Origin of the sequence: Pseudomonas paraveronii (assembly GCF_963681955.1) — a bacterium.
Classification (GTDB): domain Bacteria; phylum Pseudomonadota; class Gammaproteobacteria; order Pseudomonadales; family Pseudomonadaceae; genus Aquipseudomonas; species Aquipseudomonas paraveronii.
This window is the reverse complement of the sequence record NZ_OY817130.1, coordinates 2215152-2241462: the sequence shown is the minus strand read 5'-3', so window position 1 is coordinate 2241462 and position 26311 is coordinate 2215152. Positions and strand designations below refer to the sequence as shown.

At 62.4% G+C, this 26311-nt stretch carries 25 protein-coding genes and 2 pseudogenes; 14 read left to right on the top strand and 13 right to left on the bottom strand.

What is annotated here, in order from left to right; translation table 11 throughout:
* Nucleotides 1–2: 2 nt before the first annotated feature.
* Nucleotides 3–1157 carry an MFS transporter gene (locus U5A08_RS10330; RefSeq protein WP_253394631.1) on the bottom strand — a complete coding sequence of 385 codons (1155 nt, stop codon included), beginning with the start codon at nt 1155–1157 and terminating at the stop codon, nt 3–5.
* A gap of 230 nt (nt 1158–1387) precedes the next feature.
* On the opposite strand from U5A08_RS10330, the gene sstT reads away from it, so the two are divergent.
* Nucleotides 1388–2608: a serine/threonine transporter SstT gene (gene sstT, locus U5A08_RS10325; protein ID WP_321851421.1), complete on the top strand. Its 1221-nt coding sequence runs from the start codon at nt 1388–1390 to the stop codon at nt 2606–2608.
* 78 nt (nt 2609–2686) lie between these two features.
* Here sstT and U5A08_RS10320 read toward each other — a convergent pair whose 3' ends face one another.
* Complete coding sequence (locus U5A08_RS10320) at nt 2687–3196, bottom strand: DUF1993 domain-containing protein (protein ID WP_253394627.1); 510 nt, start codon at nt 3194–3196, stop codon at nt 2687–2689.
* 116 nt (nt 3197–3312) lie between these two features.
* On the opposite strand from U5A08_RS10320, the gene U5A08_RS10315 reads away from it, so the two are divergent.
* Nucleotides 3313–3963: a YceH family protein gene (locus tag U5A08_RS10315; protein ID WP_253394624.1), complete on the top strand. Its 651-nt coding sequence runs from the start codon at nt 3313–3315 to the stop codon at nt 3961–3963.
* A gap of 60 nt (nt 3964–4023) precedes the next feature.
* Here the strand turns inward: U5A08_RS10315 and U5A08_RS10310 are convergent, their stop codons facing one another.
* Nucleotides 4024–4842: a shikimate 5-dehydrogenase gene (locus U5A08_RS10310; protein WP_321851418.1), complete on the bottom strand. Its 819-nt coding sequence runs from the start codon at nt 4840–4842 to the stop codon at nt 4024–4026.
* Nucleotides 4843–4998: 156 nt separating this feature from the next.
* On the opposite strand from U5A08_RS10310, the gene U5A08_RS10305 reads away from it, so the two are divergent.
* The 3 genes from U5A08_RS10305 (at nt 4999) to U5A08_RS10295 (ending at nt 6057) form a co-directional block, all read left to right on the top strand.
* Nucleotides 4999–5352: a hypothetical protein gene (locus U5A08_RS10305; RefSeq protein WP_065907126.1), complete on the top strand. Its 354-nt coding sequence runs from the start codon at nt 4999–5001 to the stop codon at nt 5350–5352.
* A 245-nt stretch (nt 5353–5597) separates the two neighbouring features.
* Nucleotides 5598–5792, top strand: coding sequence for a hypothetical protein (locus U5A08_RS10300; protein ID WP_247406676.1), 195 nt, complete (start codon nt 5598–5600; stop codon nt 5790–5792).
* A gap of 91 nt (nt 5793–5883) precedes the next feature.
* Nucleotides 5884–6057, top strand: a complete 174-nt coding sequence (locus U5A08_RS10295) for a hypothetical protein (RefSeq protein ID WP_247406673.1) — start codon at nt 5884–5886, stop codon at nt 6055–6057.
* Nucleotides 6058–6060: 3 nt separating this feature from the next.
* On the opposite strand, the gene U5A08_RS10290 is transcribed toward U5A08_RS10295, so the two are convergent.
* Nucleotides 6061–7128, bottom strand: coding sequence for an AI-2E family transporter (locus U5A08_RS10290; RefSeq protein WP_253394620.1), 1068 nt, complete (start codon nt 7126–7128; stop codon nt 6061–6063).
* A gap of 161 nt (nt 7129–7289) precedes the next feature.
* Between U5A08_RS10290 and trhP the strand changes: the two genes are divergently transcribed.
* Entirely contained in the window at nt 7290–8612 is a 1323-nt protein-coding gene (trhP, locus tag U5A08_RS10285; protein ID WP_253394618.1) for a prephenate-dependent tRNA uridine(34) hydroxylase TrhP, read from the top strand.
* 6 nt (nt 8613–8618) lie between these two features.
* Here the strand turns inward: trhP and U5A08_RS29865 are convergent, their stop codons facing one another.
* From U5A08_RS29865 to U5A08_RS10275, 3 genes and pseudogenes are all read right to left on the bottom strand, one after another.
* Complete coding sequence (locus U5A08_RS29865) at nt 8619–9374, bottom strand: methyl-accepting chemotaxis protein (protein WP_373423800.1); 756 nt, start codon at nt 9372–9374, stop codon at nt 8619–8621.
* 102 nt (nt 9375–9476) lie between these two features.
* Nucleotides 9477–10298 (bottom strand): annotated as a pseudogene (locus U5A08_RS29860) (cache domain-containing protein); the annotation flags it as partial.
* 72 nt (nt 10299–10370) lie between these two features.
* Nucleotides 10371–11690: a Na+/H+ antiporter family protein gene (locus U5A08_RS10275; protein ID WP_321852200.1), complete on the bottom strand. Its 1320-nt coding sequence runs from the start codon at nt 11688–11690 to the stop codon at nt 10371–10373.
* Between the two features lie 242 nt (nt 11691–11932).
* On the opposite strand from U5A08_RS10275, the pseudogene U5A08_RS29855 reads away from it, so the two are divergent.
* Nucleotides 11933–13222 (top strand): annotated as a pseudogene (locus tag U5A08_RS29855) (cache domain-containing protein); the annotation flags it as partial.
* Nucleotides 13223–13324: 102 nt separating this feature from the next.
* Complete coding sequence (locus tag U5A08_RS29850) at nt 13325–14080, top strand: methyl-accepting chemotaxis protein (RefSeq protein WP_373423798.1); 756 nt, start codon at nt 13325–13327, stop codon at nt 14078–14080.
* Nucleotides 14081–14614: 534 nt separating this feature from the next.
* On the opposite strand, the gene U5A08_RS10265 is transcribed toward U5A08_RS29850, so the two are convergent.
* From U5A08_RS10265 to U5A08_RS10250, 4 genes are read right to left on the bottom strand one after another with little or no spacing between them, the layout of a single operon-like run.
* Nucleotides 14615–15928: a sensor histidine kinase gene (locus tag U5A08_RS10265; RefSeq protein WP_253394612.1), complete on the bottom strand. Its 1314-nt coding sequence runs from the start codon at nt 15926–15928 to the stop codon at nt 14615–14617.
* Entirely contained in the window at nt 15925–16593 is a 669-nt protein-coding gene (locus U5A08_RS10260; RefSeq protein ID WP_253394610.1) for a response regulator transcription factor, read from the bottom strand. The genes U5A08_RS10265 and U5A08_RS10260 overlap by 4 nt, the downstream gene beginning before the upstream one ends.
* A complete protein-coding gene (locus U5A08_RS10255; protein WP_253394608.1) occupies nt 16593–16904 on the bottom strand; it encodes a PepSY domain-containing protein in 312 nt (103 codons plus the stop codon). The genes U5A08_RS10260 and U5A08_RS10255 overlap by 1 nt, the downstream gene beginning before the upstream one ends.
* Nucleotides 16904–17206 carry a PepSY domain-containing protein gene (locus U5A08_RS10250; RefSeq protein ID WP_253394606.1) on the bottom strand — a complete coding sequence of 101 codons (303 nt, stop codon included), beginning with the start codon at nt 17204–17206 and terminating at the stop codon, nt 16904–16906. The genes U5A08_RS10255 and U5A08_RS10250 overlap by 1 nt, the downstream gene beginning before the upstream one ends.
* Nucleotides 17207–17361: 155 nt before the next feature.
* On the opposite strand from U5A08_RS10250, the gene U5A08_RS10245 reads away from it, so the two are divergent.
* The 5 genes from U5A08_RS10245 to codA all read left to right on the top strand — a co-directional run bounded on the left by U5A08_RS10245 (nt 17362) and on the right by codA (nt 22310).
* The gene (locus tag U5A08_RS10245) at nt 17362–18441 is read left to right on the top strand and encodes a patatin-like phospholipase domain-containing protein (protein WP_253394605.1); all 1080 of its coding nucleotides are present in this window, start codon (nt 17362–17364) and stop codon (nt 18439–18441) included.
* A 77-nt stretch (nt 18442–18518) separates the two neighbouring features.
* Nucleotides 18519–18875, top strand: a complete 357-nt coding sequence (queD, locus tag U5A08_RS10240) for a 6-carboxytetrahydropterin synthase QueD (RefSeq protein ID WP_017736453.1) — start codon at nt 18519–18521, stop codon at nt 18873–18875.
* 31 nt (nt 18876–18906) lie between these two features.
* Nucleotides 18907–19530, top strand: a complete 624-nt coding sequence (locus tag U5A08_RS10235) for an NUDIX hydrolase (protein WP_247407682.1) — start codon at nt 18907–18909, stop codon at nt 19528–19530.
* Between the two features lie 191 nt (nt 19531–19721).
* Entirely contained in the window at nt 19722–20990 is a 1269-nt protein-coding gene (gene codB, locus U5A08_RS10230) for a cytosine permease (RefSeq protein ID WP_253394603.1), read from the top strand.
* An 84-nt stretch (nt 20991–21074) separates the two neighbouring features.
* Nucleotides 21075–22310, top strand: coding sequence for a cytosine deaminase (gene codA, locus U5A08_RS10225; protein ID WP_321851407.1), 1236 nt, complete (start codon nt 21075–21077; stop codon nt 22308–22310).
* A 53-nt stretch (nt 22311–22363) separates the two neighbouring features.
* On the opposite strand, the gene U5A08_RS10220 is transcribed toward codA, so the two are convergent.
* A complete protein-coding gene (locus U5A08_RS10220) occupies nt 22364–23368 on the bottom strand; it encodes a diaminopimelate epimerase (RefSeq protein WP_321852198.1) in 1005 nt (334 codons plus the stop codon).
* Between the two features lie 352 nt (nt 23369–23720).
* Between U5A08_RS10220 and U5A08_RS10215 the strand changes: the two genes are divergently transcribed.
* Nucleotides 23721–24872 (top strand): MFS transporter, encoded by a 1152-nt coding sequence (locus U5A08_RS10215; RefSeq protein WP_253394601.1) that lies wholly within the window; start codon nt 23721–23723, stop codon nt 24870–24872.
* A 554-nt stretch (nt 24873–25426) separates the two neighbouring features.
* On the opposite strand, the gene U5A08_RS10210 is transcribed toward U5A08_RS10215, so the two are convergent.
* The gene (locus tag U5A08_RS10210; RefSeq protein WP_321851405.1) at nt 25427–26266 is read right to left on the bottom strand and encodes a hypothetical protein; all 840 of its coding nucleotides are present in this window, start codon (nt 26264–26266) and stop codon (nt 25427–25429) included.
* Nucleotides 26267–26311: the final 45 nt, after the last annotated feature.

Here is a 26311-nt window from a genome sequence, read left to right as displayed (position 1 = left end):
GTTCAGGCGCTGGTCGGCAGCGGTTTGACGCCCATCAGCCACAACGCCAGCAACATCGACACCAGGATAAACCCGGACGCGGCCAAGCCCAGGCTGGCCAGGCCCAGGGTGTCGATCACATGCCCTCCGACCAAGGCACCGAGACCAATACCCAGGTTACCCCCGGCAATATTCAACGACGCGGCAAACGCCGGCGCATGCGGGGCGGCCTTCATCAGCCGCACATGGCTGACCAGGAACATCGCCGCCTGGGTCACGCCCCACACGGCCATCGCCGCCGCCAGGCCGATGGTGGAATGAATCGCCGGCACCACCGCAACCATACCGCCGATCATGAACCCGCAGAACACCATCGATGCGATCAAGGGGTGGCGATCCACCGCGCGGCCGCCCAGGGAGTTGCCGATCAGCCCGACTGCGCCAAAGCCCATCAGGCACCAGCCGACCAGCGTGCCGTCGAACCCGGCCAGGCGCTCAAGGATGTCCGCCAGGTAGGTGTAGGCGGTGAACATGCCGCTGAAGACCAGGATCGACAGCAGGATGTGCCCCTGCATCAACGGGCTGCGCAACAGCTTGAATTGCGAGCGCAACGTCACCTGCGCGTTCTTCGCCTGTGTCACCGGCAGGTAGACATACAGCAGCAGTGCCTTGGCCAACGCAATCACCGCGAGGATGGCAAACGCGCTGCGCCAGCCGAACATATCGGAAATCAGCGTGCCCACCGGAATGCCGAAGACGGTGGCGCAGACGATCCCGAAGCCGATCTTCTCGATGGCCCGGCCGGCGTATTCCGGGCCGACGATGTCCACCGCCGTTTCACTGGCCAAGGCCCAGAACACCGGCAAACCCAACGCCGGAATCAAGCGCGCCAGGGACATCACCCAGATGTTCGGTGCCAGTGCCGCCACGCCATTGGCCACGGCGAACATGATCAAAATCGTGATGAATAGGCGCTTGCGCTGGAACCGCGCGCAGTAGGCCGTGAGAAACGGGCCGAACGCCGCCACGGTGAACGCAAACAGCGTCACCAGCAGGCCGGCCTGGGACACGCTGACATTCAGGTCCCGGGCAATCGACGGCAACAGGCCGACGATAATGAATTCTGTGGTCAGCACGGTAAAACCGGCGGCCGACAGCAGCAGGATGGGAAACAGCATGAAAACTCCAGAAACGACAACATCAACGAAAGCCCGGAGGCCCGCTGACGAAGAGGAAAGATGAGAGACGGCGATATTAACAGGATCTGTGCGAATTGGCCGCAAATGGGTGACGGAATGCCGCACCAATCGGGACATTTCCTACAGCATGATAGACTCCGCGCCCGCTTCCTACAGCGCGCTCCACCTGCAATGCTGCGTCCTACTAAAAAAACCAGAGACAACCGTTTATGACTGCTGCCCCTTCCCTTTTCCAACGACTCGCGCGCGTCAGCCTGGTCACGCAAATCGTCATCGGCCTGATCGCCGGCATTCTGCTGGCCCTCGTGTTGCCCGAGGCGGCCAAGGCCACCGGTTTCATTGGCAAAGTGTTTGTCACCGCGCTGAAGGCCGTGGCGCCGATCCTGGTGTTTGTGCTGGTGATGGCGTCAATCGCCAACCATAAACACGGCCAGGAAACCCACATCAAGCCGATCCTGTTCCTGTACCTGCTGGGCACCTTCGCGGCCGCCGTGGTTGCGGTGATCGCCAGCACGCTGTTTCCCTCGCCGCTGGTGCTCGCCACCCACGACGCCACCGTGAGCGCCCCCGGCGGCATCGGCGAGGTGTTGCAGAGCCTGTTGCTGAGCGTGGTGGATAACCCGGTGAGCGCGCTGATGAACGCCAATTTCATCGGCATTCTGGCCTGGGCCATCGGCATGGGTATAGCGATTCGCCATGCCGGCGAAACCACCCGCACGGTGCTCGATGACCTGTCCAACGGCGTGACCTTGATCGTGCGCGTGGTGATCCGCTTCGCGCCCCTGGGGATTTTCGGCTTGGTAGCCTCGACCCTGGCCACTTCCGGCTTCGGTGCCCTGCTCGGCTACGCCCACCTGTTGGTGGTGCTGATCGGCTGCATGCTGTTCGTGGCGCTGGTGATCAACCCGGCCATCGTGTTCTGGAAGTTGCGCCGCAACCCCTACCCGCTGGTATTGCTGTGCCTGCGCGAAAGCGGCATCACGGCGTTCTTCACCCGCAGTTCGGCGGCGAACATTCCGGTGAACCTGGCGTTGAGCAAACGCCTGGGTCTGCATGAAGACACCTACTCGGTGTCGATCCCCCTGGGCGCCACCATCAATATGGCGGGTGCGGCGATCACCATCACCGTGTTGACCCTGGCGGCCGTACACACCCTGGGCATCACCGTAGACCTGCCCACCGCCGTGCTGCTCAGCGTGGTCGCCGCCATTTGCGCGTGCGGTGCGTCGGGCGTGGCCGGTGGTTCGCTGCTGCTGATTCCACTGGCATGCAGCCTGTTCGGCATTCCCAGCGATATCGCCATGCAGGTAGTGGCGGTCGGTTTCATCATCGGCGTGTTGCAGGACTCTGCGGAAACCGCACTCAACTCGTCCACCGATGTGCTGTTTACTGCGGCAGCGTGCCTGGGCAAGGACGAGCAGCCGGTTTAAACAGCGCTCGCAAAAAAGCCCGGGGCCGTTCTCAAAGGAACGACCCCGGGCTTTTTTATGCGTTTAAAACACGGTTATTTAGAACGCGCCCATGTAGTCGCGCTTGCCCACTTCCACACCGTTGTGACGCAGCAGTGCGTAGGCGGTGGTGACGTGGAAGAAGAACTGCGGCAGGCCGTAGGTCAGCAGGTAGGACTGGCCGCTGAAGCGCTTCTCTTTCGGCGTGCCTGGGCGCGTGATGATCTCGATGCCTTCTTTGCCGTCGATTTGCTCGGGCTTGATGCTGTCCATAAACGCCAGGACCTTGGCGATCAGCGCTTGCAGGTCGGCAAAGGTCACTTCGTTGTCTTCGTATTTCGGCAGTTCGATCTCGGCCAGGCGCGCGGAAACGCCCTTGGCGAAGTCGACGGCGATCTGCACCTGGCGCACCAGTTGGAACATGTCCGGGAACAGGCGCGCTTGCAGCAAGGCGTTGGGTTCGATGTTTTTCGCGGTGGCGTGGGCTTCGGCTTTGTCCAGCACACCACTCAAGGCGGTGAGCATTTGCTTGAAGACTGGGACGGAAGCGGCGTACAGGGAAATAGTCATGACAGTCTCATCGATAAGGGCGGGGTTGGAACCAGCGGCGATTATAGCCGTGCCGGCCGCTTGTCTTTTATTTTTTCAGGATTAGGCTAGTGCGTTCACTGCATAGGGAAAGCGCGATGACCGCTGAGCACGACACCGACACCCCTGAGCCGCGCCTGAACAGCACGGAAATCCGCATCCTGGGCTGCCTGATCGAAAAACAGGCGACCAACCCGGAAACCTACCCCCTGACCCTCAACGCCCTGGTGCTGGCCTGCAACCAGAAGACCAGCCGCGAGCCGGTGATGAACCTCAGCCAAGGCCAGGTCGGCCAAAGCCTGCGTGTGCTGGAAGGCCAGGGGTTCACCCGCCTGGTCATGGGCAGCCGCGCCGACCGTTGGGAACACCGGGTCGACAAGGCCCTGGAATTGGTGCCGGCCCAGGTGATCCTGACCGGGCTGCTGTTTCTGCGTGGGCCGCAGACGGTCAACGAGTTGCTGACCCGCAGCGGGCGCATGCATGATTTCGAAGACGCCGACCAGGTCGTCCACCAACTGGAACGCCTGATTGCGCGCGGGCTGGCCGTGCTGGTGCCGCGCCAGGCGGGGCAGCGCGAGGATCGTTATACCCACGCGCTGGGCGACCCGGCGGATATCGAGGCGATTATCGCCGCGCGCGGCAGCCCGGTGGAGCGCGGGGCCGGCGGGGTCTCAGTCGAGCGCATCGAAGAGCTGGAAGCGCGGATTGCCGCGCTCGAAGAACGGCTGGCACAGCTGGAACAGGCCTGACACGGTCAAAACCCTGTAGGAGCCGGCTTGCCTGCTCCTACAGTTGATGTGCAATGTTCTTCAGCCTCGCGCAAAAGCGACGGCTTTTTCGAACTGTGCCTGGGTCGGCCGCACGCCGGTGTACAACACAAACTGCTCCAGCGCCTGGATCGCGATCACTTCCAGCCCGGTGATCACACGCTTGCCTTGGGCACGTCCACGCACGATCAACGGCGTTTCCGCCGGGATCGCCACCACATCGAACACGGTCTGCGCCTGGTCCACGGCGTCCGCCTCGAAAGCCAGCTGATCGGCCTCGGCCCCGCCGGTCATGCCGATCGGCGTCACGTTGATCAACATCTGCGGGCGCAGATCACCCAGTTGCGCCTGCCATTGATAGCCCAGGCTCTGCGCCAGCGCCCTGCCCGCCGCTTCGTTACGCGCCACGATCACGCCATTGGCGTACCCGCCGTCACGCAGGGCACTGGCCACGGCCTTGGCCATGCCGCCGCTGCCGCGCAGGGCAAAGGTCGATTCTGTCGGTACTGCGTGCGTTTTCAGCAGTTGCTCAATGGCGATGTAGTCGGTGTTGTAGGCCTTGAGGTGGCCGGCCGTGTTGACGATGGTGTTGAGGGATGCGATGGCTTTGACCGAGCTGTCCAGTTCGTCCACCAGGGCAATGCTGGCCTCCTTGAACGGCATCGACACCCCGCAACCGCGAATCCCCAACGCCCGGATACCGCCGATCGCGCCAGCTAAATCCTGGCTGCTGAAGGCTTTATAGTAGAAGTTCAGACCCAGTTGTTCATACAAATGGTTATGAAATCGCAGGCCGAAATTCCCGGGACGCGCCGACAGTGACATGCACAGTTGGGTATCCTTGTTGGGGTGCATCTGCATGGGTAACTCCTTGAAGTAAGCAAATCGGTACAGACCTTACACAACCTTTACCTATCGGCCGTGCTGTTTTTCAGAAATACGTTGTCTTAAAAGTATCCCCGCGACATTACTTGAGCTAATTGATTGCAGGCCACAAGCGCAGGGGCTAACCGAGGAATGACCATGATTCGTAAAATCCCCAAGATCGCCTTGCTTATCGGTGCACTCGCTATGGCAGGCCAAGCCTCCGCCCACGGTGGTGGATGGGGTGGTCCGGCCGTCTTGGGTGCGTTAGTCGGCGCCGCTGTCGTGGGCTCCGTGGTTGCCAGCCAACCTCGTGAGGTCTACGTGCAGCAGCCAGTGTATGTGCAACCGCAACCGGTTTACGCCGCACCACCGCCGGTGTACTACGCACCGCCACCGCCGGTGTATGTGCAACAACAGGTCTATTACCGCCCGGCGCCGGTGTATTACGGCCCACCGCGTGGCTATTACGGCCCTCCCCACGGCTACTATGGCCGCGGCTGGTAAGTTTGAATCGATCTGCCTGAACAGGCCTCGCCCACCCGCGGGGCCTTTTTTTGCGCAGCGGTTTATCGCAAATCGTCCGGTTTGATCGCACCAAGGTCGCTATGAGGACAATGGCCGCGCCGCAATCCCACATCATTGAAGCCGAAAGTCTACTTGCCCGACCGGGTCTCGCGCTGTCATGTTTATGTCACGACTCACTTTCACTATCCCACCTCTGAACCCGATAACAACAAGGACGGCTGACCATGCCCACGCAAAACCCACACCACGTTGCCGGACTCTGTACGTCCAGCAAGGTCTACAGCGCACTGACCGAACTCAAGCATCTGGAAGGCCACCGCAACGCAAAATTCCTCGCACTGCTGGCCGAAAGCCTGGTGCGCAAAGGCCTGCTCAATGAGCAGGAAGTGGTGAACATGCTCGACCAAGTGGTGGAGTGACGCCTGGCGTTGATGTCGACTATCAAGCCGGGTGATTTTTCCTCGACGCTGGCACCCCGTAAGGTGACCCCCATAGCGATTGGAGGTCCTTATGCCCACTGTTCAGATCATGTCCGTCATCGGCAGCGCCGTTCCTGCCCCCCTGCGCAAGCTGGGTGTACTCGCCTGCTGGTACCTGATGCACGATGGCGAGCCCGTCAGCGGCCCGCTCACTTCGTTATCGGCTGCCGAGCAACAAGCGGCAACCTTCAGGCTCCGCGCCTGAGGCCTAGGGCAACGGCAACTTGACCCGTGGCTTGCTTTCGACAAAGAGCGCCCAGCTGGACATGAACAACGCCGCCACCAGCGGCCCGATCACAAAGCCGTTCAGGCCGAACACCGACAGGCCACCCAGGGTCGAGATCAGAATCAGGTAGTCCGGCATCTTGGTGTCCTTGCCCACCAGAATCGGGCGCAGCACGTTATCCACCAGGCCGATGACGAATACGCCGAACAGGCCCAGCACCACGCCTTGCCAGATCGCCCCGCTCAACAGGAAGTATGCCGCCACCGGCCCCCACACGATCCCTGCGCCCACCGCCGGCAGCAGCGAGAGAAACGCCATCAACACCGCCCAGAGCAACGCGCTGGGAATGTCCAGAAACCAGAAGATCAAACCGCCCAACGCCCCTTGGGTCACGGCAACCAGCACGTTGCCCTTGACCGTGGCGCGCACCACGCGGTTGAACTTGAGTTGCAGACGGCGCTTTTGCGGCTCGGCCAGCGGCACCGCCGTGCGGACTTTTCGCACCAGCTCCGGGCCGTCACGCAGCAGGAAAAACAGCAGATACAGCATGATGAAAAAGCTCACCAGGAAATCGAACGTGCCCTGGCCAAAGCTGAACGCCTGGCTGGCAAAGAACTGGCTACCCTGCATCGCGCTCTTGACGATTTTCTCGCGCAGGCCTTCCAGGTTGCCCATGCCGAAGCGGTCCAGAAGGTGCTGAAAGTAAGGTGGCAGGAAGTTCTTGAACTGTTCGATATACCCGGCCACGTCCAGCTTGCCGCTTTCGACATTTTTGTACAGCGTGGCCCCCTCCTGCACCAGCAAGGCGCTGGTGATGATCACCGGCAGAATCGCAATTACCAGGCACACCATCAGGGTGGCCAGGGAGGTCAGGTTGCGGTTCCAGCCGACTTTCACCTGCAGACGCCGCTGCATCGGGGCAAAGATGATACCCAGGATGACGGCCCAGAACACCGCGCCGTAAAACGGCAGCAATATCCAGATAAAGGCGACGGTCACCAGGACCAGCAGTAACAGCAGCGTTTTGAATTGCAGGTTGGTTTGATTCATGTCCGATCCATGTCAAAAAAGCCGGACGCGCGTTTGCGTCCAAATGCTTAGTCCGTCGCAATCGCTGGGAGTGCCCTCTTTGTTGCAGCAAGCGTAGACCTGGATCAATAAATCCCTGTACGCCTTCGGCTACGCTCGCGACCTTTTGGGTCCCACTCCCCATGTCTCTCGTCCTTGCCCCCGAACTGCTTGCCCCCGCGGGCACCCTGAAAAACATGCGCTACGCCTTTGCCTACGGCGCCGATGCGGTATACGCCGGCCAGCCGCGCTACAGCCTGCGCGTGCGCAACAACGAATTCGACCACGCCAACCTGGCCCTGGGCATCGAGGAAGCCCATGCGCTGGGCAAGCGCTTCTACGTGGTGGTCAACATCGCGCCGCACAACGCCAAGCTGAAGACCTTCCTCAAGGACCTGGCCCCGGTGATCGCCATGGGCCCGGATGCGCTGATCATGTCCGACCCGGGGCTGATCATGCTGGTGCGTCGCCACTTCCCGCAGATGCCCATCCACTTGTCGGTGCAGGCCAATACAGTGAACTGGGCCAGTGTGGAATTCTGGCAACAGCAAGGGATCTGCCGGGTGATTCTGTCGCGGGAATTGTCCCTGGAAGAGATCGGCGAAATCCGTGAGCAGGTGCCGGCCATGGAGCTGGAAGTGTTTGTCCACGGCGCCTTGTGCATGGCCTATTCCGGGCGCTGCCTGCTCTCGGGCTATATGAACAAGCGCGACGCCAACCAAGGCACCTGCACCAACGCCTGCCGCTGGAAATACCAGGCCACGCCGGCAGTGGAAAACGCCACCGGCGATATCGTCCAGCAATACCGGCCGGAACCCACACTGGGCATTGGCGCACCGACCGATCAGGTGTTCCTGTTGCAGGAGGCCAACCGTCCGGATGAACAGATGCCCGCCTTCGAAGACGAGCACGGCACCTACATCATGAACGCCAAGGACCTGCGCGCGGTGCAGCATGTGGAGCGCCTGACGCGCATGGGTGTGCATTCGTTGAAGATCGAAGGCCGTACCAAGTCCCACTTCTACTGCGCGCGCACCACCCAGGTGTATCGCCAGGCCATCGATGATGCGGTGGCGGGTCGCGAGTTTGACCGCAGCCTGATGACCAACCTGGAGTCACTCGCACAACGCGGCTACACCGAAGGTTTCCTGCGCCGCCATGTACACGACGAATACCAGAACTACCAGAACGGCAGTTCGGTGTCGGAGCGTCAGCAGTTCGTCGGGGAATTGACCGGCGAGCGCCGGGGCGAGCTGGCCGAGGTCAAGGTGAAAAACCGTTTTGCGCTGGGCAATCACCTGGAATTGATGACCCCCGCCGGCAATTTTCACTTCGACCTGGCCACACTGCACAACGCCAAGGGCGAAGCCATCGAGGTGGCGCCGGGGGATGGGCACACGGTGTATGTGCCCTTGCCGACGGAGATGGATCTGCGTTTCGGCCTGTTGATGCGCGACGTCGAGTAACTCCCCTCAGATCCTGAACTGGGCCACCAGTTGGCCCAAGCGCTGGCCGAGGTCCGCCAGGCTGCGCGACGTCTGGGCGCCCAACTGGGTTTCATCGGCCACGCTGTCTACCGCCACGGCAATTTGATGCACGCTGCGGTTGATCTCCTCGGCCACGGCGGTCTGCTCTTCGGCGGCGCTGGCAATTTGCGCGTTCATCGAGTTGATGGTGCCGATCAACTGCGCGATGGTGTCCAACGACGCCCCGGCTTCGTTGGCCTGGACCGAGGTGCCGTCGCCAGCGTCGCTGGAACGGCGCATAGCCTCCACGGCGGCGACGGTGCCTTTTTGCAGGCGGTCGATCATGCCCTGGATTTCCTGGGTGCTGGTCTGGGTGCGGCTGGCCAGGGCGCGCACTTCGTCGGCAACCACGGCGAACCCGCGACCGGCCTCCCCCGCCCGCGCCGCTTCGATCGCGGCGTTAAGGGCCAACAGGTTGGTCTGTTCGGCAATCGAGCGGATGACGCTGAGCACGCTGACAATCGACGACACGTCCTGCTGCAGACTGTCGAGGGACACGCCGCTGCTGCGGATATCGTTCACCAACGCATGGATCTGCGCGATGCTGCGGTCCACCACGCGCTTGGCGGCCTGGCCCTCGGCGTCGGTCTGTTGCGCCGCGACGGAGGCGCCCTGGGCACTGTGCGCAACTTCCTGAGCGGCGGCGGACATCTGATTGATCGCGGTGGCCACCTGGTCGGTCTCGTGACGCTGACGCTCCATGGCCTGTTCCGAGCGCTGCGCCTGGTCGGACACCTGGCCCACCAGCCCGGTGAGTTGCGCGGTCATTTCGGTGATCTGGCGTACAAGGCCGTGGATCTTGTCGACAAAACGGTTGAACGCCCCGGCCAGATCGCCGAGCTCATCCTGGCTGGTGATAGCCAGGCGCCGCGTCAGGTCGCCCTCGCCGGCGGCGATGTCGTCGAGGTTGGCTTTCATCAGGTGCAGCGGACGCAGGATGGTATTGGCCAGGACCATGCCCGCTGCGGCAATCACCAGCAACACCAGCACAGCCACGCCGAGGATACTCAGCAATACGCCCTCCATGCGCTTCTGGACCTTGGCCTCGACCACCGCGACCTGGGCGTCGATGCCATCCAGGTTGACCGAGGTGCCGATGACCATGTCCCACTTGGGCAGGTACTCGGTATAACCCAGTTTGGGCACCAATTCGGTCTGCCCGGGCTGGGTCGAACTGTATTGCAGGTAGTGGGTGCCGTCCTTGCCGACCTTGACCAGGTCGCGGTTGACGTAGACCCCATTGGGGTCGCGGTTGTCCTTGAAGCTCTTGCCCACGCCGTCCGGGCTGTTGCCCTTGAACAGGCGGATGGTCTCGGAGTCGTAGCCGAAGAAGTAGCCGTCCTTGCCGTAGCTGGTATTGGACAGCAGCTTGACCACCTCGGCACGCACCGCCGTATCACCCGGGGCGGCGGCGTCGTAGAGCGGCTTGATGGTGCTCATGGCCACTTCCACATAACTCTGCAGAGTGGCTTTGGCGGCGTCGAGCAAGTGCTGGCGGGTCTCATCCACCTCGTTGCGCGCTTGCCCTTTGAGGATCCACACCGTGGTCAGGCTGATCACCAACGCAAACAACAGCACCGGCACTATGGCGAGGCACAGGACTTTGACCTTCAGGCTCAGACGCATGGCTTTTCTCTCTTATTAGTGGCGGCTTGAGAGGTTAACGGCCAACTGCGCGGATTCTGTAGGACGACCTCGTCAGAGCGTCATCGCCGCCACCCAGCCAAACACCAGCAGCGGGATGTTGTAATGCAGGAACGTCGGCACCACGGTGTCCCAGATATGGTGGTGCTGGCCGTCGATATTCAGGCCGGAGGTCGGGCCCAGGGTCGAGTCCGACGCCGGCGAACCGGCATCGCCCAAGGCACCGGCCGTGCCGACGATGCAGACGATCGCCAGCGGGCTGAAGCCCAATTGCACACACAGCGGCACGAAAATCGCGGCCAGGATCGGCACCGTGGAAAACGACGAGCCGATCCCCATGGTCACCAGCAACCCCACCAGCAACATCAGCAACGCCCCTACCCCACGGCTATGGCCGATGAACGCCGCCGACGTTTCCACCAGCGAGCGCACGTCACCGGTGGCCTTGAGCACTTCGGCAAACCCTGAGGAGGCGATCATGATGAAGCCGATCATCGCCATCATCTTCATGCCTTCGGTGAACAAGTCGTCCGTCTCGCGCCAGCGCACGATGCCCGACACCGAAAAAATCAGGAACCCGGCCAGGGCGCCGATGATCATCGAGTCCAGCCACAGTTGAATGATGAACGCCGAGGCAATCGCCAGGCCGGCCACTAGCAGCGTCAGCGGGTTGTACTGCACCGCGACCTGTTCGACCCGCTCGATTTTCTCCAGGTCGTACACGCGTTTTTTGCGGTAGCTGACAAACACCGCCACCAGCAGGCCGACCACCATGCCCAGCGCCGGCAGGCCCATGGCGTGGGTCACGTTGACCTGACTGATGTCCACGCCGCTCTTGGCCACGTTGGCCAGCAGGATCTGGTTGAGGAAGATGTTGCCGAAGCCCACCGGCAGGAACATGTAAGGCGTGATCAAACCGAAGGTCATCACGCAGGCGATCAGGCGGCGGTCCAGTTGCAGTTTGGTCAGCACGTATAACAACGGCGGCACCAACAGCGGAATAAACGCGATATGAATCGGCAGGATGTTTTGCGAGGCAATCGCCACCACCCACAGCAGGCCAATCAGTAACCATTTGACATGGCTGCCGCCGCTGGCTTCCTGGCGATCAACCAGCAGCAGCGCCTTGTCCGCCAGGGCATGGGCCAGGCCGGACTTGGCAATCGCCACCGCGAAAGCACCGAGCAATGCGTAGGACAAAGCCACCGTCGCGCCACCACCCAGCCCACCGTTGAAGGCCTGGAGCGTAGCGTCGATGCCCAGGCCACCGGTCAGCCCGCCCACCAGGGCGCCGACGATAATGGCGATGACCACATGCACGCGGGACAGGCTGAGCACCAGCATGGTGCCGACTGCGGCGATGACTGCGTTAATCATGGTTACCTCAAGCAAAAAACAAACAACAGGCATGCCCGCGCGCTGGCGGCCATCGAGGATGACTGCCGGCGTGCAGGCTTAAAGGAGGTCTTATTAGAGGGCGCGCACTTTGCAGCAGGCGCGCTCGCATGTCAAAAAACGGCGTCGCTTACAGATTTAAATTGAACGTTTGAATAAAGAAAAACCCACAGCTGCCGATACAAGGGCTCTCTATGTTTTCAGGTTAAGGATGCCCCGCGATGTCCCTCAGACAGCTGTCCATTCAATGGAAAATCACCCTGCTCGCAGGCCTCTGCCTGCTGGGAATCGTGACCCTGCTGGTGGGTCTGTCGCTGTATCGCATGGAACAGAGTTCGCAACGGGTCAAAGCCTCCAGCATGCACATGCTCGATGAAGCGGCCCAGGCGCGTATCGAAGCCCAGGGCGAAGCGCAGGCGCTGGGCATCCGCCGGCAGTTCATGGATGCCTATCAATACGGTCATGGGTTTTCCCGCCAGGTGCTGTTCCTGCGTGAACAGGCAGAAAAGCGCTTCATCGATGCCTTCGACACCCGTGAAGACTTGACCCGCCAAGTCAAGGCCGCCTTGCAGGCCAACCCCGACCTGCTCGGGTTGTCCCTGGTGTTCGAAGCCAATACCCTGGACGGCAAGGATGAGCTGTTCGTCAACCAGGCAGAGCTGGGCAGCAACGACAAAGGCCGGTTCGCCCTCTATTGGTCACAGCCGACGCCCGGCAAACTCACCGCCATGTCGCTGCCCGAAAGCGACATGTCCGACACCAGCATCGGTCCGAGTGGGGAAAAGGCCAACGCCTGGTTCACCTGCCCGCGCACCACCCTCAAACCGTGCGTGATCGAACCGTACTTCTATGTCATCGACGGCCAAAACGTGCTGATGACCAGCATCGTGTTCCCGCTGACGGTGAATGGCAAAGTCATCGCCTCGCTGTCGGTGGACATCAACCTCAACAGCCTGCAGGCAGTGAGCCAACAGGCGAGCCACAAGCTGTATGACGGCCAGACCCAGGTCAGCATTCTCAGCCCCACCGGCTTGCTGGCCGGCTACAGCGCGGATGCGAGCAAACTCAGCCAGCGCCTCGACCAGGTCGACCCCGCCAGCGGCGCGCAATTGATCAGCGCCCTGGCCGGCAGTACGCGGATCAGCAGCCTGCGGGCCGACCATCGACTCAAGGTCCTGGCGCCGTTCACGCCGATCCCCGACGGCAAACCGTGGGGCGTGTTGCTGGATGTGCCGGAAAAAATCCTAGTGGGCCCGGCCGAAGCGCTCAAGGCGCAACTGGACGCCGATAACACCCGCGGCACCTTGCTCGAATTGAGCCTGGGCCTGCTCGCCGCCGTCATCGGCCTGGGGCTGGTGTGGCTGATGGCGCGCAGCGTGACCCGGCCGATCCTGGGCGTGGCGCACATGCTCGAAGACATCGCCAGCGGCGAAGGCGACCTGACCCGCCGCCTGGCCTACGACAAACAGGACGAGTTGGGGCAACTGGCCGGCTGGTTCAACCGCTTCCTCGACAAACTGCAGCCGATCATCGCCGAGGTCAAACGCTCGGTGCAGGACGCCCGTGGCACCGCCGACCAATCCGCCGCGATCGCCAGCGAGACCAGCGCCGGCATGGAACAGCAATACCGCCAGGTCGACCAGGTGGCCACCGCCTCCCATGAAATGAGCGCCACCGCCCAGGACGTCGCCCGCAGTGCGGCCCAGGCCGCCCAAGCCGCACGCGATGCGGACCAGGCCACCCGTGACGGCCTGAAAGTCATCGACCGCACCACCACCAACATCGGCCATCTGGCAGCGGACATGAGCACCGCCATGACCCAGGTTGAAGGCCTGGCGACCAACAGCGCGAAGATCGGCTCAGTGCTCGAAGTGATTCGTGGCATCGCCGAGCAGACCAACCTGCTGGCCCTCAACGCCGCCATCGAAGCCGCCCGCGCCGGTGAGGCCGGCCGTGGGTTTGCGGTGGTGGCCGACGAAGTGCGCAACCTCGCCCGACGAACCCAGGAATCGGTGGAAGAAACCCGCCTGGTGATCGAGCAACTGCAAAGCGGCACCACCGATGTGGTCGGCGCCATGGGCAACAGCTATCGCCAGGCCCAGGGCAGCGTCGAACAAGTCGGCGAGGCAGTCACCGCCCTGCGCCAGATCGGCGAAGCGGTCACGGTGATCAGCGACATGAACCTGCAAATCGCCAGTGCCGCCGAAGAGCAAAGCGCGGTGGCCGAAGAGATCAACAGCAACGTGGCGACGATCCGCGATGTGACCGAGTCGCTGTCGGAACAGGCCAACGAATCGGCGCGGGTCAGCCAGGCGTTGAACCGTTTGGCCAATCAGCAGCAGGGGTTGATGGATCATTTCCAAGTGTGAGTGACCGCCACCGACTCTGAAAGAGATCCAATGTGGGAGGGGGCTTGCCCCCGATTGCAGCGTGCCAGTCAAAGTCTACATCGACTTCACACCGCTATCGGGGGCAAGCCCCCTCCCACCTTTTTGATCGGCGTCAGCATTTGGTGACTCACCGCCTGGCCAATCAGCAACAGGGGTTGATGGATCATTTCCGGGTATGAGTGACCGCCACCGACTCTGAAGGAGATCCAATGTGGGAGGGGGCTTGCCCCCGATTGCAGTGGGTCAGTCAAAGTCTACATCGACTGATTCACCGCTATCGGGAGCAAGCCCCCTCCCACCTTTTTGATCGGTGTCAGCATTTGGTGACTCACCGCCCGGCCAATCAGCAACAGGGGTTGATGGATCATTTCCGGGTATGAGTGACCGCCACCGACTCTGAAAGAGATCCAATGTGGGAGGGGGCTTGCCCCCGATTGCAGCGTGCCAGTCAAAGTCTACATCGACTTCACACCGCTATCGGGGGCAAGCCCCCTCCCACCTTTTTGATCGGCGTCAGCGCTTGGGCAGTTCGATCAGCACCTTGAGCCCACCCAGTTGGCTTTCCTGCAACTGCAACACCCCGCCCCATACCTCGACGATATCGCGCACGATCCCCAGGCCCAGGCCGTGGCCGTCGATCTGTTCATCCAGGCGCGTGCCACGGCTGAACACCTGGTCACGCTGGGCTTTGGGAATGCCGGGGCCGTCGTCTTCCACCGCCAGCAGGTAACTGTGCGGCGTCTCGCTGACGCTCAGGCGCACCTCGGCATCCGCCCATTTGCAGGCGTTGTCCAGCAGGTTGCCGAGCAGCTCCAGCAAGTCTTCGCGGTCCCAGGGCAATTGCAGGCCTGGAGCGGCGTGGTGGCTCAAGTCCAGGTGGTCGCCGTGGACCATGTTCAGGGTCGCCAGCAAGCCCGGCAGTTCTTTTGCGCAATCAAACAAGGCGCCCGGCAGGGTTTCGCCGGCCAGGCGCGCGCGGTTGAGTTCGCGGTTGAGGCGCTGTTGCACCTGTTCAAGCTGCTCGCGCAACAGCGTGCGCAAGTGCGGCTGATCCTTGAGCGCTTCGCTCGACGCCGCGCTCAACAGCACCGACAGCGGGGTTTTCAGCGCGTGGCCGAGGTTGCCCAGGGCATTGCGTGAACGCTTGAGGCTGTCTTCAGTGTGGGCCAGCAGGTGGTTGATCTGCGCCACCAGCGGCTCCAGCTCCAGCGGCACCTGGGTGTCGAGTTGCGAGCGCTGGCCCTGTTGCAGCTGGGCGATCTGGTTGCGCGCAACTTCCAGCGGGCGCAAAGCGCGACGGACCGTGACCCGTTGCAGGATCAACACCAGCAACAGGGCCGCCACCCCCAGCACCAGGCCGATCTGACGCATCAGCCGAAAACTTTCCCGCACGGGCGTGTAGTCCTGGGCCACGCTGATGGAAATCGATTGGCCGAAGCGCTTGTAGTCCGAGCGCAGTACCAACAGTTGCTGGCCTTCCGGCCCCAGTTGCAGGTTGCCCTTGAGCCCGACCTCGGGCAGGCGTGGCAGCTCCTGGTCCCACAATGAGCGGGAGCGCCAGCGGGTGTCGGCGAAATCGATACGGAAATAATGCCCCGAGAACGGCCGCTGATAGGCCGGCGACAAGCGTTGCTCGTCGAGTTGCACACCATTCGGCCCGCGCACCAGCGCGACCAGCAGGTTCTCGCTGTCGTTGCGCAAACCGGCTTCCAAATAGCGCTGCAAACCGGCTTCGAACAACCATAGGCTGGTTTGCGCCAGCACCACGCCAACCACCACCATCACGCTGATCAGCCCCAGGCTCAGGTGCCGCTGGATCGACCTCATGCAGGACTGGCGCCAAACAGATACCCCTGGCCGCGCCGGGTTTCGATCACACTGCGGCCCAATTTTCGGCGCAGGTGGTTGACGTGGACTTCGAGCACATTGGAATCGCGCTCGGTCTCGCCGTCATATAAGTGCTCGGCCAGATGGCTTTTCGAGAGGATCTGTTCCGGGTGCAGCATGAAATAGCGCAGCAGGCGGAACTCGGCGGCGGTCAGCTGGATTTCGTCGCCGTCGCGCAGCACGCATTGACGCCCTTCATCCAGGTGCAGGCCGGCCGCTTGCAAGGTCGGCTGGTTGGCCTGGCCGTGGGAGCGGCGCAACAGCGCCTGGACGCGCAAGTGCAGCTCTTCGGGATGAAACGGCTTGCTCAGGTAATCGTCGGCCCCGGCCTTGAGCCCTTCGATGCGCTCGGCCCAGGAATCGCGGGCGGTGAGGATCAGCACCGGGGTGGCCAGCGCGGCCGCGCGCCATTGCGCCAGCACCTCAAGCCCGGGCAAGCCGGGCAGGCCGAGGTCAAGGATGATCAAGTCATAGGGTTCGCTGCGGCCCTGGTACGCAGCATCGCGCCCATCGGCCAGCCAATCGACGGCATAGCCCTGGCGCTGCAGGCCGGCCATCAGCTCATCGGCCAGCGGTACATTGTCTTCCACCAACAGCAGGCGCATCAGTCTTCCTCGTCTTTGATCAGCGCACCGCTGGTCGCGTCGAGTTTGATCTCGCGCACCACGCCTTCGGTCGTCACCAGTTCCACTTCATACGCATATTGGCCGTCCTTTTTCTCAAGCTCAGCCTCCAGCAGCCGCGAGCCGGGGTGGCGCGCCATGGCCTGCTGCAACAGTTGCTCGAGCGGCAGGATCACCCCCTGCTGGCGCAGAGCCAGGGCTTCATCCTGGTTGAGGTCGCGGGCTGGCAGGCTTGAGCAAAACGCCAGGAGCACCAGCCCCACCCAGCCAACGGCGCGTCGATATACCTTCATTACGTATCCTGATGATTCTTGAGAACATGCCCGGTGAGCGCGTCCAATTCAACCTCCCATTCGATGCCGTCGGCATCCTCCAGTTCGACCTGGTAGAGGTACTTGCCATATTCCTCATCCAGGTCGGTGTCCAGCAGGGTAGAACCGGGATGCAGGGCCAGGGCCGTGGCTTCAAGCTGGTCGAAGGCGACAATAGTAACAGTGCCGGGCACGCGGAGTGGTTTGTCGGGGTCCACTCCTTGGGCCTGTGCCGCCAAAGAGGCGACGATCCCGGCGGCGACCAGCACTGTAAGGCGCTTCATGATAAGTCTCCGCTTCACGATATTTGTCCTACGCCACCATACCCGCGGCAACTTAACTGAAGCTGAATTGCCACCATGGCAATTCGCGTCACCCGCGTTTTCCTTCACCCGGCGAGATTTTCTATACTGCCCCGCTCGCTTCAACAGAGACCGGTATGACAGCCATCCACATCAAGTTTCCCGCCCTGACACTCAAGGCCGGCAAGCGCGCCTTTGCGCGCATTCGCGAGCAAGGCCTCACGCCTGCCGATGTCGGTATCCTTCCCGGTGCGGCGGGCGGGCCCAAGGCCTTGGGCATCCAGGGCCTGGACCTGGCGCTGTTCGGCGACTGGCTACCCCGCTCGCCGCGCGAACGCGCGCTGATCGGTGCCTCCATCGGTTCCTGGCGGTTTGCCAGCGCCTGCCTGCCCGACCCGGTGCAAGGCCTGCTCGACCTCGGCCGCCTGTACAACGAACAGCGCTTTGCCAAAGGCGTGACCATGGCCGAGGTCAGCCAGAGCTGCCGGCGCATGCTCGATGACCTGCTGGCCGGGCGCGATGCGCGGGTGCTGGACAACCCCGACTATCGGCTGAACATCATGGTGGTCAAGAGCCACGGCCTGCTCGCCGACGATCACCGCGGGCGCCTGGGCCTGGGCTTATCGTCGGTAATTGCCGACAACCTGCGCGGCCGCGCACGGCTGGCGCGGCATTTCGAACGGCTGATCCTCCACGACCCACGCCAGGCGCCGCCGGTGCATGCGCTGCAGGATTTCCCGTCGCGCTTCCTCGACCTGAACCTGGGCAACCTGCGCCAGGCGCTGCTGGCGTCTGGCTCAATCCCCATGGTGATGCAAGGCGTGCGCGACCTGCCTGGCGCGGGCGCGGGCACCTACCGCGACGGCGGCCTGCTGGATTACCACCTCGACCTGCCCTACCACGGCGATGACATCGTGCTGTACCCGCACTTCACCGACCGCGTCATCCCCGGCTGGTTCGACAAGAGCCTGCCATGGCGACGCAGCAATCAACAAGGCTTGCAGGACGTGTTGCTGCTGGCACCGTCGAAGGACTACCTGGCCCGCCTGCCCCACGGCAAACTGCCGGACCGCAGCGACTTCAAGCGCTTTCTGGGCGATGACGCGAGTCGCAACAAGTACTGGCAAACCGCAATGAGCGAGAGCCGGCGCCTGGGCGATGAGTTTCTGCAACTGGCCGACCAGGGGGGCCTGGGCGAGCGCTTGCAGACGCTTTGACCCAGCGGTATGCGCGAGGCGCGATGTAGCTGTTAAACTCGCCGCCTGCCAGAAACCTGACCGAGCTGAAAAATACTGTGGAAATCTTCAAGGAATTTACATTCGAATCCGCCCACCGCCTGCCCCACGTGCCAGACGGCCACAAGTGCGGGCGCCTGCATGGACATTCGTTCAAGGTGGCGATCCACCTGAGCGGCGACCTGGACCCCCATACCGGCTGGATTCGCGACTTCTCGGAGATCAAGGCGATTTTCAAGCCGCTCTATGAACGCCTCGACCACAACTACCTGAACGACATCCCCGGCCTGGAAAACCCCACCAGCGAAGTACTGGCCAAGTGGATCTGGACCGAATTGAAACCCCTGCTGCCCGAACTCAGCGCGATTCGCATCCATGAAACCTGCACCAGCGGCTGCATCTATCGCGGCGAGTAAACCTCACGTCAACGCCCTGTCGGAGCGCCCTATGGAAAACACCTGGCTGGCCCAGGCCAAACGCTTGCAGGCATTGGCTTCCACGGGGCTGCATTTTTGCACCGACGACTTCGAACGCGAGCGCCTGGAGGAAATTGCCGAGATCGCCCACAGCATGCTCGCGCAATTGGGCAATGTGCCGCTGGAACGCATCACCGGGCTGGTCTCGGATTTCGCCCAGCGCTACTCGACGCCGATGATCGATGTACGCGGCGCGGTGATCGACGGCGAGCGCATTCTGCTGGTGCGCGAGGCGACCGATGGTTGCTGGGCGCTGCCGGGGGGCTATGCCGATATCGGTCTGTCGGCGGCGGAAAACATCGTCAAGGAGATCCGCGAGGAAGCCGGGCTGACGGTGACCGCGCGGGCGCTCTACAGCGTCACGCACAAAGCCAAGGGCTTGTACCGCGCGGATGTGCGGGACTTCTACAAGCTGTATTTCCTGTGTGAACGGGTCGACCAACTGGCACCGACGGCCGGGTTCGAAACCACCGAGGTGGGTTTTTTCGCCCTCGACGAGCTGCCGCCGCTGTCCCGTGGACGCACCATCGAAAGTGATCTTGAGGCGGCCTTTGCCTTTCATCGCGGCGAGACCACGCAAACGCTGTTCGACTGATCCAATGTGCATCACCGCTGCACCGCTTTCGTGCCCGATTGGGCACCGCGACCACTCCCGCCCGCGCTCCGCGCCTGTTTGGCGATAAATCCTGTGCATACTGCACAACGCCCACCGTGCGCCCGTCACTGCGGCTGAATTGGCACGCGCGGTGCAATAGGCCTGCGTCACTCATTCAGGGAGCAAGGCACATGACGCAGCAAGAACCGGGCAACGATTACCCCCTCAGCGAAGTCCCGATGCATGCGCGCAAGGGCCTGGCGTCCACCGCCATGGTGCTGCTGGGCTTTACCTTTTTTACCGCGACCATGTTTGCTGGCGGCAAGCTGGGCGTGGCGTTCAGTTTCGTCGACATGCTCGGCGTCGTGGCCTTGGGTAACCTGCTGTTGGGCATTTATGCCGCAGGCTTGGGTTACATCGCATTCAAGAGCGGCCTGAACTCGGTGTTGATGGGGCGCTTCTGTTTTGGCGAAGTCGGCAGCAAGCTCAGTGATTTGATCCTCGGTTTCACCCAGATCGGCTGGTACGCCTGGGGCACCGCTACCGCCGCTGTGGTATTGGGCAAATATTTCGAGCTGAGCCAGGGCAACGTGCTGGTGCTGATGGTGCTGTTTGGCCTGCTGTTCTGCGCCACGGCCTACGTGGGCTATCGCGGGCTGGAGATTTTGTCCTACATCGCCGTACCGGCCATGGGCATTCTGTTGTGCCTGTCGATGTGGGTCGCCACGGTGAAAGTCGGCGGGCTGCAGGGGTTGCTGGCGGTGGTGCCGACGTCGGAACTGGACTTGTCGACGGCGATCACGTTGGTGTTCGGCACCTTTGTCAGCGGCGCGACCCAGGCCACCAACTGGACGCGCTTTTCGCGCTCGGCCAAGGTCGCGGTGCTGGCCAGCCTGATCGGTTTCTTTGTCGGCAACGGCTTGATGGTGCTGATCGGGGCCTATGGCGCCATCGTCTATCAACAGCCCGACGTGGTGGAGGTGTTGCTGCTGCAAGGCTTTGCCACGGCCGCGATGGCCATGTTGCTGCTCAATATCTGGAGCACTCAGGACAACACCATCTACAACTTCGCCGTGGCCGGTTGCAACCTGCTGCGCACCCGCCGCCGCAAGACAGTCACCCTGGCCGGTGCGGTGATTGGCACGCTGCTGGCGTTGCTCGGCATGTACGACATGCTGGTGCCGTACCTGATCCTGTTGGGCACGGTGATTCCACCGATTGGTGGGGTGATCATGGCGGACTTCTTCTATCGCTATCGCGGCCGCTACCCGCGCCTGGCCGAGGCGCGCCTGCCCGCGTTCAACTGGCCGGGGCTGACGGCCTACGCCGTGGGCACCGTACTGGCGTTCAATTCGCCCTGGGTGGCACCGCTGGTGGGGATCGTGGCCGCGTCGCTGACCTACATGCTACTCAGCGCCGTACTGCGCGGGCGGGCAGCGTTGGCTGACGTCCAGGCATGATACCGACCCTCGACGCCCGGTTTCACCAAAATGGTAACCTGGCGGCCGCCTGCCTGATTGATTTTAGCCAAGAGGAACTTGCCCATGCACATCATCAACGCCCGCCTGCGCAACCGTGAAGGCCTGCATGATCTGCACCTGGAACACGGCCGGATCGCCAGCATCACGCCACAAACGACAGCGCCCACGGCCGCGCCCGACGACCTCGACGCCGCCGGCAACCTGGTGATACCGCCCTTCGTCGAACCGCACATCCACCTCGACGCCACCCTCACCGCCGGCGAACCGCGCTGGAACATGAGCGGCACCCTGTTCGAAGGGATCGAGTGCTGGGGCGAACGCAAAGCCACCATCACCCACGAAGACACCAAGGCCCGCGCCAAAAAAACCATCCAGGCCCTCGCCGCCCATGGCATCCAGCACGTGCGCACCCACGTCGACGTCACCGACCCGAACCTCACCGCGCTCAAAGCCATGCTCGAAGTGCGCGAAGACAGTACGCACCTGATCGACCTGCAAATCGTCGCTTTTCCCCAGGAGGGCATCGAGTCATACCGCAACGGCCGCGAGTTGATGGAGGAAGCCATTCGCCTGGGCGCCGACGTGATCGGCGGCATCCCTCACTTTGAATACACCCGCGACCAGGGTGTGAGTTCGGTGAAGTTCCTGATGGACCTGGCCGAACGCAGCGGCTGCCTGGTGGACGTTCACTGCGACGAAACCGACGACCCACACTCACGCTTCCTCGAAGTGCTGGCCGAAGAAGCCCGCAGCCGCGACATGGGCGCCCGCGTCACCGCCAGCCACACCACGGCCATGGGCTCCTACGACAACGCCTACTGCGCCAAACTGTTCCGCCTGCTCGGGCATTCCGGTATCAGCTTTGTCTCCTGCCCCACCGAAAGCATTCACCTGCAAGGGCGCTTCGACAGCTTCCCGAAACGGCGCGGCGTGACCCGCGTCAACGAGCTGCTGGAAGCCGGCATGAACGTGTGCTTCGGCCAGGACTCCATCGTCGATCCCTGGTACCCCCTGGGCAACGGCAACATCCTGCGGGTGCTCGAAGCCGGGTTGCACATCTGCCACATGCTCGGTTACCGCAACCTGCAAAGCGCGCTGGACCTGGTCACGGACAACAGCGCCAAGGCCATGGCCCTCGGTGATCGCTACGGCCTGGAGCCCGGCCGGCCGGCCAACCTGTTGATCCTTTCGGCAGACAGCGACTACGAGGTGATTCGCAGCCAGGGCCTGGCGCTGTACTCGATCCGCAACGGCAAGGTATTGATGAAGCGCCAGCCCGCGCAGGTGGCGTTTTTGTAGAACGCGGGGGGCGACGATCGAATCGAGTACGCTGTGCTTGCGACTCGAATCGATCAGCCGCGCGGCCCTGCCTCGATCTGCGCCCGTGCAGCCCCGAACAAGCTGACGCTCAGCACTGTCTCAGCCTGCGTCTGCAACCGAACCGGCACCGTACCGCCCGGCATCACCACCGCGACCTCCCCGCCCTCGACCCAACCAGCGCGCCACGCCGCGCACGCCACGGCACAGGCGCTGGTCCCGGAGGATGCCGTCGGCCCCTCTCCCCGCTCGAACACCCGCGCGAGTACTCGATTGCCGGACGCCCGGGCGGCCCATTGCAAATTGACCCCGGCCACGCAGGGCTGGCCACGCCCGGCAGGTGGCGCAAATGCAATCGCCTGCAATGGCTCGAACAGCGCGGGCTGGAGCATCGGCTGATTGTCCGGCAGTGCAGCGGCCTGCGTCACCAACGTCACACAATGGGGGTTGCCCACCCGGACAAACTGGCTGCGCGTCCATTGCGGGTTGATTGCCGCCAGCGCGGGCACATGGCTGAACGCACAACCCTCGGCGACAAGCGGGTCTACGCCCACCGCGCCGACCGCCAGCGGGCCGAACGCCGGCTGCCCCAAGGCCAGCCAGAACCCGCGAACCTGCTCGTACAGCGCCGGCTCTACATAAGTCGCCAGCGGCGACCTCGCATCCGGTTTGTCGTGATGCACCCGCAGCTCGCAGCCCTGCGTCATCAAACCCTGATCGCTCAGCGCCTGGGCAAAGATGGTCAGACCATTGCCACTGCGTTCCGCGAGGGAGCCATCCGTGTTGACGATCAACAGATCAAACGGCGGCGCCGCCTGAAACGGTCCCACCAACAACCCATCACACCGGTGCGCCTTGGCACCGGCCGGACGCGGCGAAGGCCCCCAGCCACATTCGGCGGCAATCGCCGGCAGTGCCCACGCGTCCCGCCTGCTCGCCGCGAGCGCTGCATTGTCGGGCACCTCGACACCGTGGCGGCGCAAACAGGCCGGGCTGACCACCCCATAGATATTGCCGCGGGCATCGTAGAACCGGGTCATGTTGTCGCCTGCCTGAAAGTCCTTCATCGCTTCCTCCGTCAAGTCACCTGCACACAGAAGCAGCAGCGTATTACAGAACGGTCGACGTGTGGGAAGTGGCCTGGAAGGTGCGTCATCCGCCGCAAGAAGCCTGGGGTTCAGCAATTCTCACGGGGATTACGCACCTTCCAGAACACCTCCTACAGCGCGATGACCTCTAGGTGGCTGCGAGCGGCCAGAGCGTTCCGTGATGGAGAAAATAAAATCCGCAGTCGGCGTGAACCCCGCGCGAACCTGGCTCGCTCGCTGGGGCCTGATGTGCAAGGATGTCGCGCCGGACATCGTTCGCTGAACGCAAAACCAAGGATTTTCCATGACTGCCATCCCCACCCCAGCGCCCGTGGTTCCCGGGCGGCTGGAGCAAATGTCGACCCGTATTGCCTTCTTCATCGCCGGCTTCAGCATCGCTGCCTGGGCACCGCTGGTGCCGTATGCCAAGGCCCGCGCCCAACTCAACGAGGGCACCCTGGGCCTGTTGCTGTTGTGCCTGGGCGTCGGATCAATCATCGCCATGCCGATGGCCGGCGCACTGGCCTCTCGTTATGGTTGCCGGCGCGTACTGAGCGCCGGGACGATTCTGCTCTGTCTGGCCCTGCCCATGCTGGCCACCGTCAGTTCGATCCCACTGCTGATCGCCGCTCTGTTCCTGTTCGGCGCGGGCCTGGGCACGGTCGATTCCACGGTCAACCTGCAAGCGGTAATCGTTGAGCGCGCCAGCGGCAAAACCATGATGTCGGGCTTCCATGGGTTGTTCAGCCTGGGGGGCATCGTCGGTGCAGCGGGGGTTTCCGGGTTGCTGGGGTTGGGGTTTTCGCCGCTGCAGGCGACTCTGGTGGTGATCGTCATCATGGCGCTGGCGCTGCTCAAGGCCGGCCCGCATTGGTTGCCCTACGGCAGTGAAAGCTCAGGGCCGCCGTTTGCCATTCCCCATGGCGTGGTGCTGTTTATCGGTTGCTTGTGTTTCATCGTATTTTTGGCCGAAGGCGCCGTGCTCGACTGGAGCGCGGTGTTCCTCAGCGCTGAACGCGGCCTGGATGAAGCCTATGCCGGCCTGGGTTATGCGGCCTTTGCCCTGACCATGACCGCCGGCCGTCTGAGCGGTGACCGGATTGTGCGTCGACTGGGAGCTGCGCGGGTGATCGTCGCAGGCGGAACGCTGGCGGCGGCCGGGATCTTCCTCGCCACCCTGTCGCCAGCCTGGGAAATGTCTCTGCTGGGCTACGCATTGGTCGGCGCCGGCTGCTCAAATATCGTCCCGGTGCTCTACTCCGCGGTCGGCAAGCAGACCGTCATGCCGGAACACATTGCCGTGCCGGCCATCACCACCCTCGGGTATGCCGGCATTCTGGCCGGGCCTGCGGTGATCGGCTTCATTGCCCATGGCAGCAGCCTGGCGACCGCCTTCCTGCTGATCGGGGGATTGCTGGCAGCGGTGGCGGTCAGCGGCAAAATACTGCGGGTATGAACAAAAGACATGAGCGGCCTGAATCCTTCAAGTAGCTCATGCATGCCTGATCGCTTTTTCTCTGCCTTATCGTTTTCCCGGGCAGAACGGTACAACGGCTAGCCTAAATGCCGGTCGGCGTTATTGGCGGGACGACAGGACAACTTGCTCCATAAACCGGCGAGCGTTGAAAGCACTGGGTTGGACACCGGTTCTTCCATGAGCGCTCGAGAACCTTTATCGAAATCTTCGGCAGTGGGCGCCCTGAAGCTGAACTTCGGCGACGACGTGAGGTTGAGCGCCTGCGAACGGGATTTGCTTTGGACTCCGGCTTCCCGTGCAGGTATCGCCAAGGTCGCAACAGTGTATTGGGAGGGTTGAGATTCAAATGATGTCGGATTCATCGTCCACACCTGATTCGGTAGATGAAGACACCAATAGCCATTCAACGGCTGAAGGCAATGTCCTCGTGGTAAAACCTCGCAAGCGGTTCCTGCCTGGTTGAAGTGGTGCTTCCTGCTCAACACGCTCGCCAACCTATGCCGCGGGTGACGCGGCATTCGGCTGTGCCAGAGTTAACGCAGCAGTTTCAGCAATTCGCGTCGCGAAATCTTGCCGTCACGCTGCCACTCGTCAACGTTATCCATCCGCCCCTGCAGAATCGAACGGGACATGACTTCCTTGGCCAATTGGATGAGATGGTCAGTGGAGGGTTTGCCCGTCAATGGTTGCGCCGCGAGTTCTTTGAGCTTGTCGAGCTTTATGGTGTCGCCTCGGCCGCTCCCCTTCAACTGATGGAAATGGCCGAGCATTTCTTTGACCAGTTGTTTGTCGTCTTTGAGTTTAAAGGGGTTATCTGAACCAATGAGGCTCAGAATATCGTCCTTGGACAAGCGACCATCCGAAGCCCCGGTACTCATGTTTCGATCGAGCGCCCGCAGCAGATCGGGACGCCGCATCAGTTCCTTCGCCAGCCGAATATTGGCGTCCATCTGGGGATTACCGGTCAACGGTCGATTGGCCATTTGTTTCACGCTTTCGAGCGTGACTTTCCGCGAATACTGTCCCCCCTTGAACGCGCCATAATTGCTCAGCAGCGCCTGGGCCAGTTGTTGGTTGCTTTGCTTCGAGTAATACGGGTCAGGCCGCTCGGGAGTTGGGCGCGGAGGTGGGCCTGGGTTCGGGCGCACAGCATCAGGCAGCGGACGTGGCGGCGGCCCCGGGTGAAAATGACCGTGGCCAAAGTGCGGGCGTGACGCCGCGCTGCCGAATGCCGAGCCGAAGTGATACGAATCCCAGAACGAGCTCTGGCTGGCAGACGAGGTCGTAGACCACTCGGCAGTGGACATGTGGCCTCTGAGAGACTTCTCATCAGAGGAATGAGCGACAGACTGATGGAATACTGATACCGACATTTAGTTCTCCAGTTCGGTTTGATCAGACGCCTTACCTCACCGTCC

Excerpts from the sequence above, each read along its gene's own strand:
- U5A08_RS29865 (WP_373423800.1), bottom strand. The coding sequence starts at position 9,374 with ATGGAGCGTCAGCGTCACGAGACCGACCAGGTGGCCACCGCGATCAAT.
- U5A08_RS10310 (WP_321851418.1), bottom strand. The coding sequence starts at position 4,842 with ATGCAGATGCACCCCAACAAGGATACCCAACTGTGCATGTCACTGTCG.
- codA (WP_321851407.1), top strand. The coding sequence starts at position 21,075 with ATGCACATCATCAACGCCCGCCTGCGCAACCGTGAAGGCCTGCATGAT.
- U5A08_RS10295 (WP_247406673.1), top strand. The coding sequence starts at position 5,884 with ATGCCCACTGTTCAGATCATGTCCGTCATCGGCAGCGCCGTTCCTGCC.
- trhP (WP_253394618.1), top strand. The coding sequence starts at position 7,290 with ATGTCTCTCGTCCTTGCCCCCGAACTGCTTGCCCCCGCGGGCACCCTG.
- U5A08_RS10330 (WP_253394631.1), bottom strand. The coding sequence starts at position 1,157 with ATGCTGTTTCCCATCCTGCTGCTGTCGGCCGCCGGTTTTACCGTGCTG.
- U5A08_RS10265 (WP_253394612.1), bottom strand. The coding sequence starts at position 15,928 with ATGAGGTCGATCCAGCGGCACCTGAGCCTGGGGCTGATCAGCGTGATG.
- U5A08_RS10320 (WP_253394627.1), bottom strand. The coding sequence starts at position 3,196 with ATGACTATTTCCCTGTACGCCGCTTCCGTCCCAGTCTTCAAGCAAATG.
- sstT (WP_321851421.1), top strand. The coding sequence starts at position 1,388 with ATGACTGCTGCCCCTTCCCTTTTCCAACGACTCGCGCGCGTCAGCCTG.
- U5A08_RS10210 (WP_321851405.1), bottom strand. The coding sequence starts at position 26,266 with ATGTCGGTATCAGTATTCCATCAGTCTGTCGCTCATTCCTCTGATGAG.
- U5A08_RS10315 (WP_253394624.1), top strand. The coding sequence starts at position 3,313 with ATGACCGCTGAGCACGACACCGACACCCCTGAGCCGCGCCTGAACAGC.
- U5A08_RS10245 (WP_253394605.1), top strand. The coding sequence starts at position 17,362 with ATGACAGCCATCCACATCAAGTTTCCCGCCCTGACACTCAAGGCCGGC.
- U5A08_RS10260 (WP_253394610.1), bottom strand. The coding sequence starts at position 16,593 with ATGCGCCTGCTGTTGGTGGAAGACAATGTACCGCTGGCCGATGAGCTG.
- U5A08_RS10305 (WP_065907126.1), top strand. The coding sequence starts at position 4,999 with ATGACCATGATTCGTAAAATCCCCAAGATCGCCTTGCTTATCGGTGCA.
- U5A08_RS10220 (WP_321852198.1), bottom strand. The coding sequence starts at position 23,368 with ATGACCCGGTTCTACGATGCCCGCGGCAATATCTATGGGGTGGTCAGC.
- U5A08_RS10290 (WP_253394620.1), bottom strand. The coding sequence starts at position 7,128 with ATGAATCAAACCAACCTGCAATTCAAAACGCTGCTGTTACTGCTGGTC.
- U5A08_RS10235 (WP_247407682.1), top strand. The coding sequence starts at position 18,907 with ATGGAAAACACCTGGCTGGCCCAGGCCAAACGCTTGCAGGCATTGGCT.
- codB (WP_253394603.1), top strand. The coding sequence starts at position 19,722 with ATGACGCAGCAAGAACCGGGCAACGATTACCCCCTCAGCGAAGTCCCG.
- U5A08_RS10300 (WP_247406676.1), top strand. The coding sequence starts at position 5,598 with ATGCCCACGCAAAACCCACACCACGTTGCCGGACTCTGTACGTCCAGC.
- U5A08_RS29850 (WP_373423798.1), top strand. The coding sequence starts at position 13,325 with ATGGAACAGCAATACCGCCAGGTCGACCAGGTGGCCACCGCCTCCCAT.
- U5A08_RS10250 (WP_253394606.1), bottom strand. The coding sequence starts at position 17,206 with ATGAAGCGCCTTACAGTGCTGGTCGCCGCCGGGATCGTCGCCTCTTTG.
- U5A08_RS10215 (WP_253394601.1), top strand. The coding sequence starts at position 23,721 with ATGACTGCCATCCCCACCCCAGCGCCCGTGGTTCCCGGGCGGCTGGAG.
- U5A08_RS10255 (WP_253394608.1), bottom strand. The coding sequence starts at position 16,904 with ATGAAGGTATATCGACGCGCCGTTGGCTGGGTGGGGCTGGTGCTCCTG.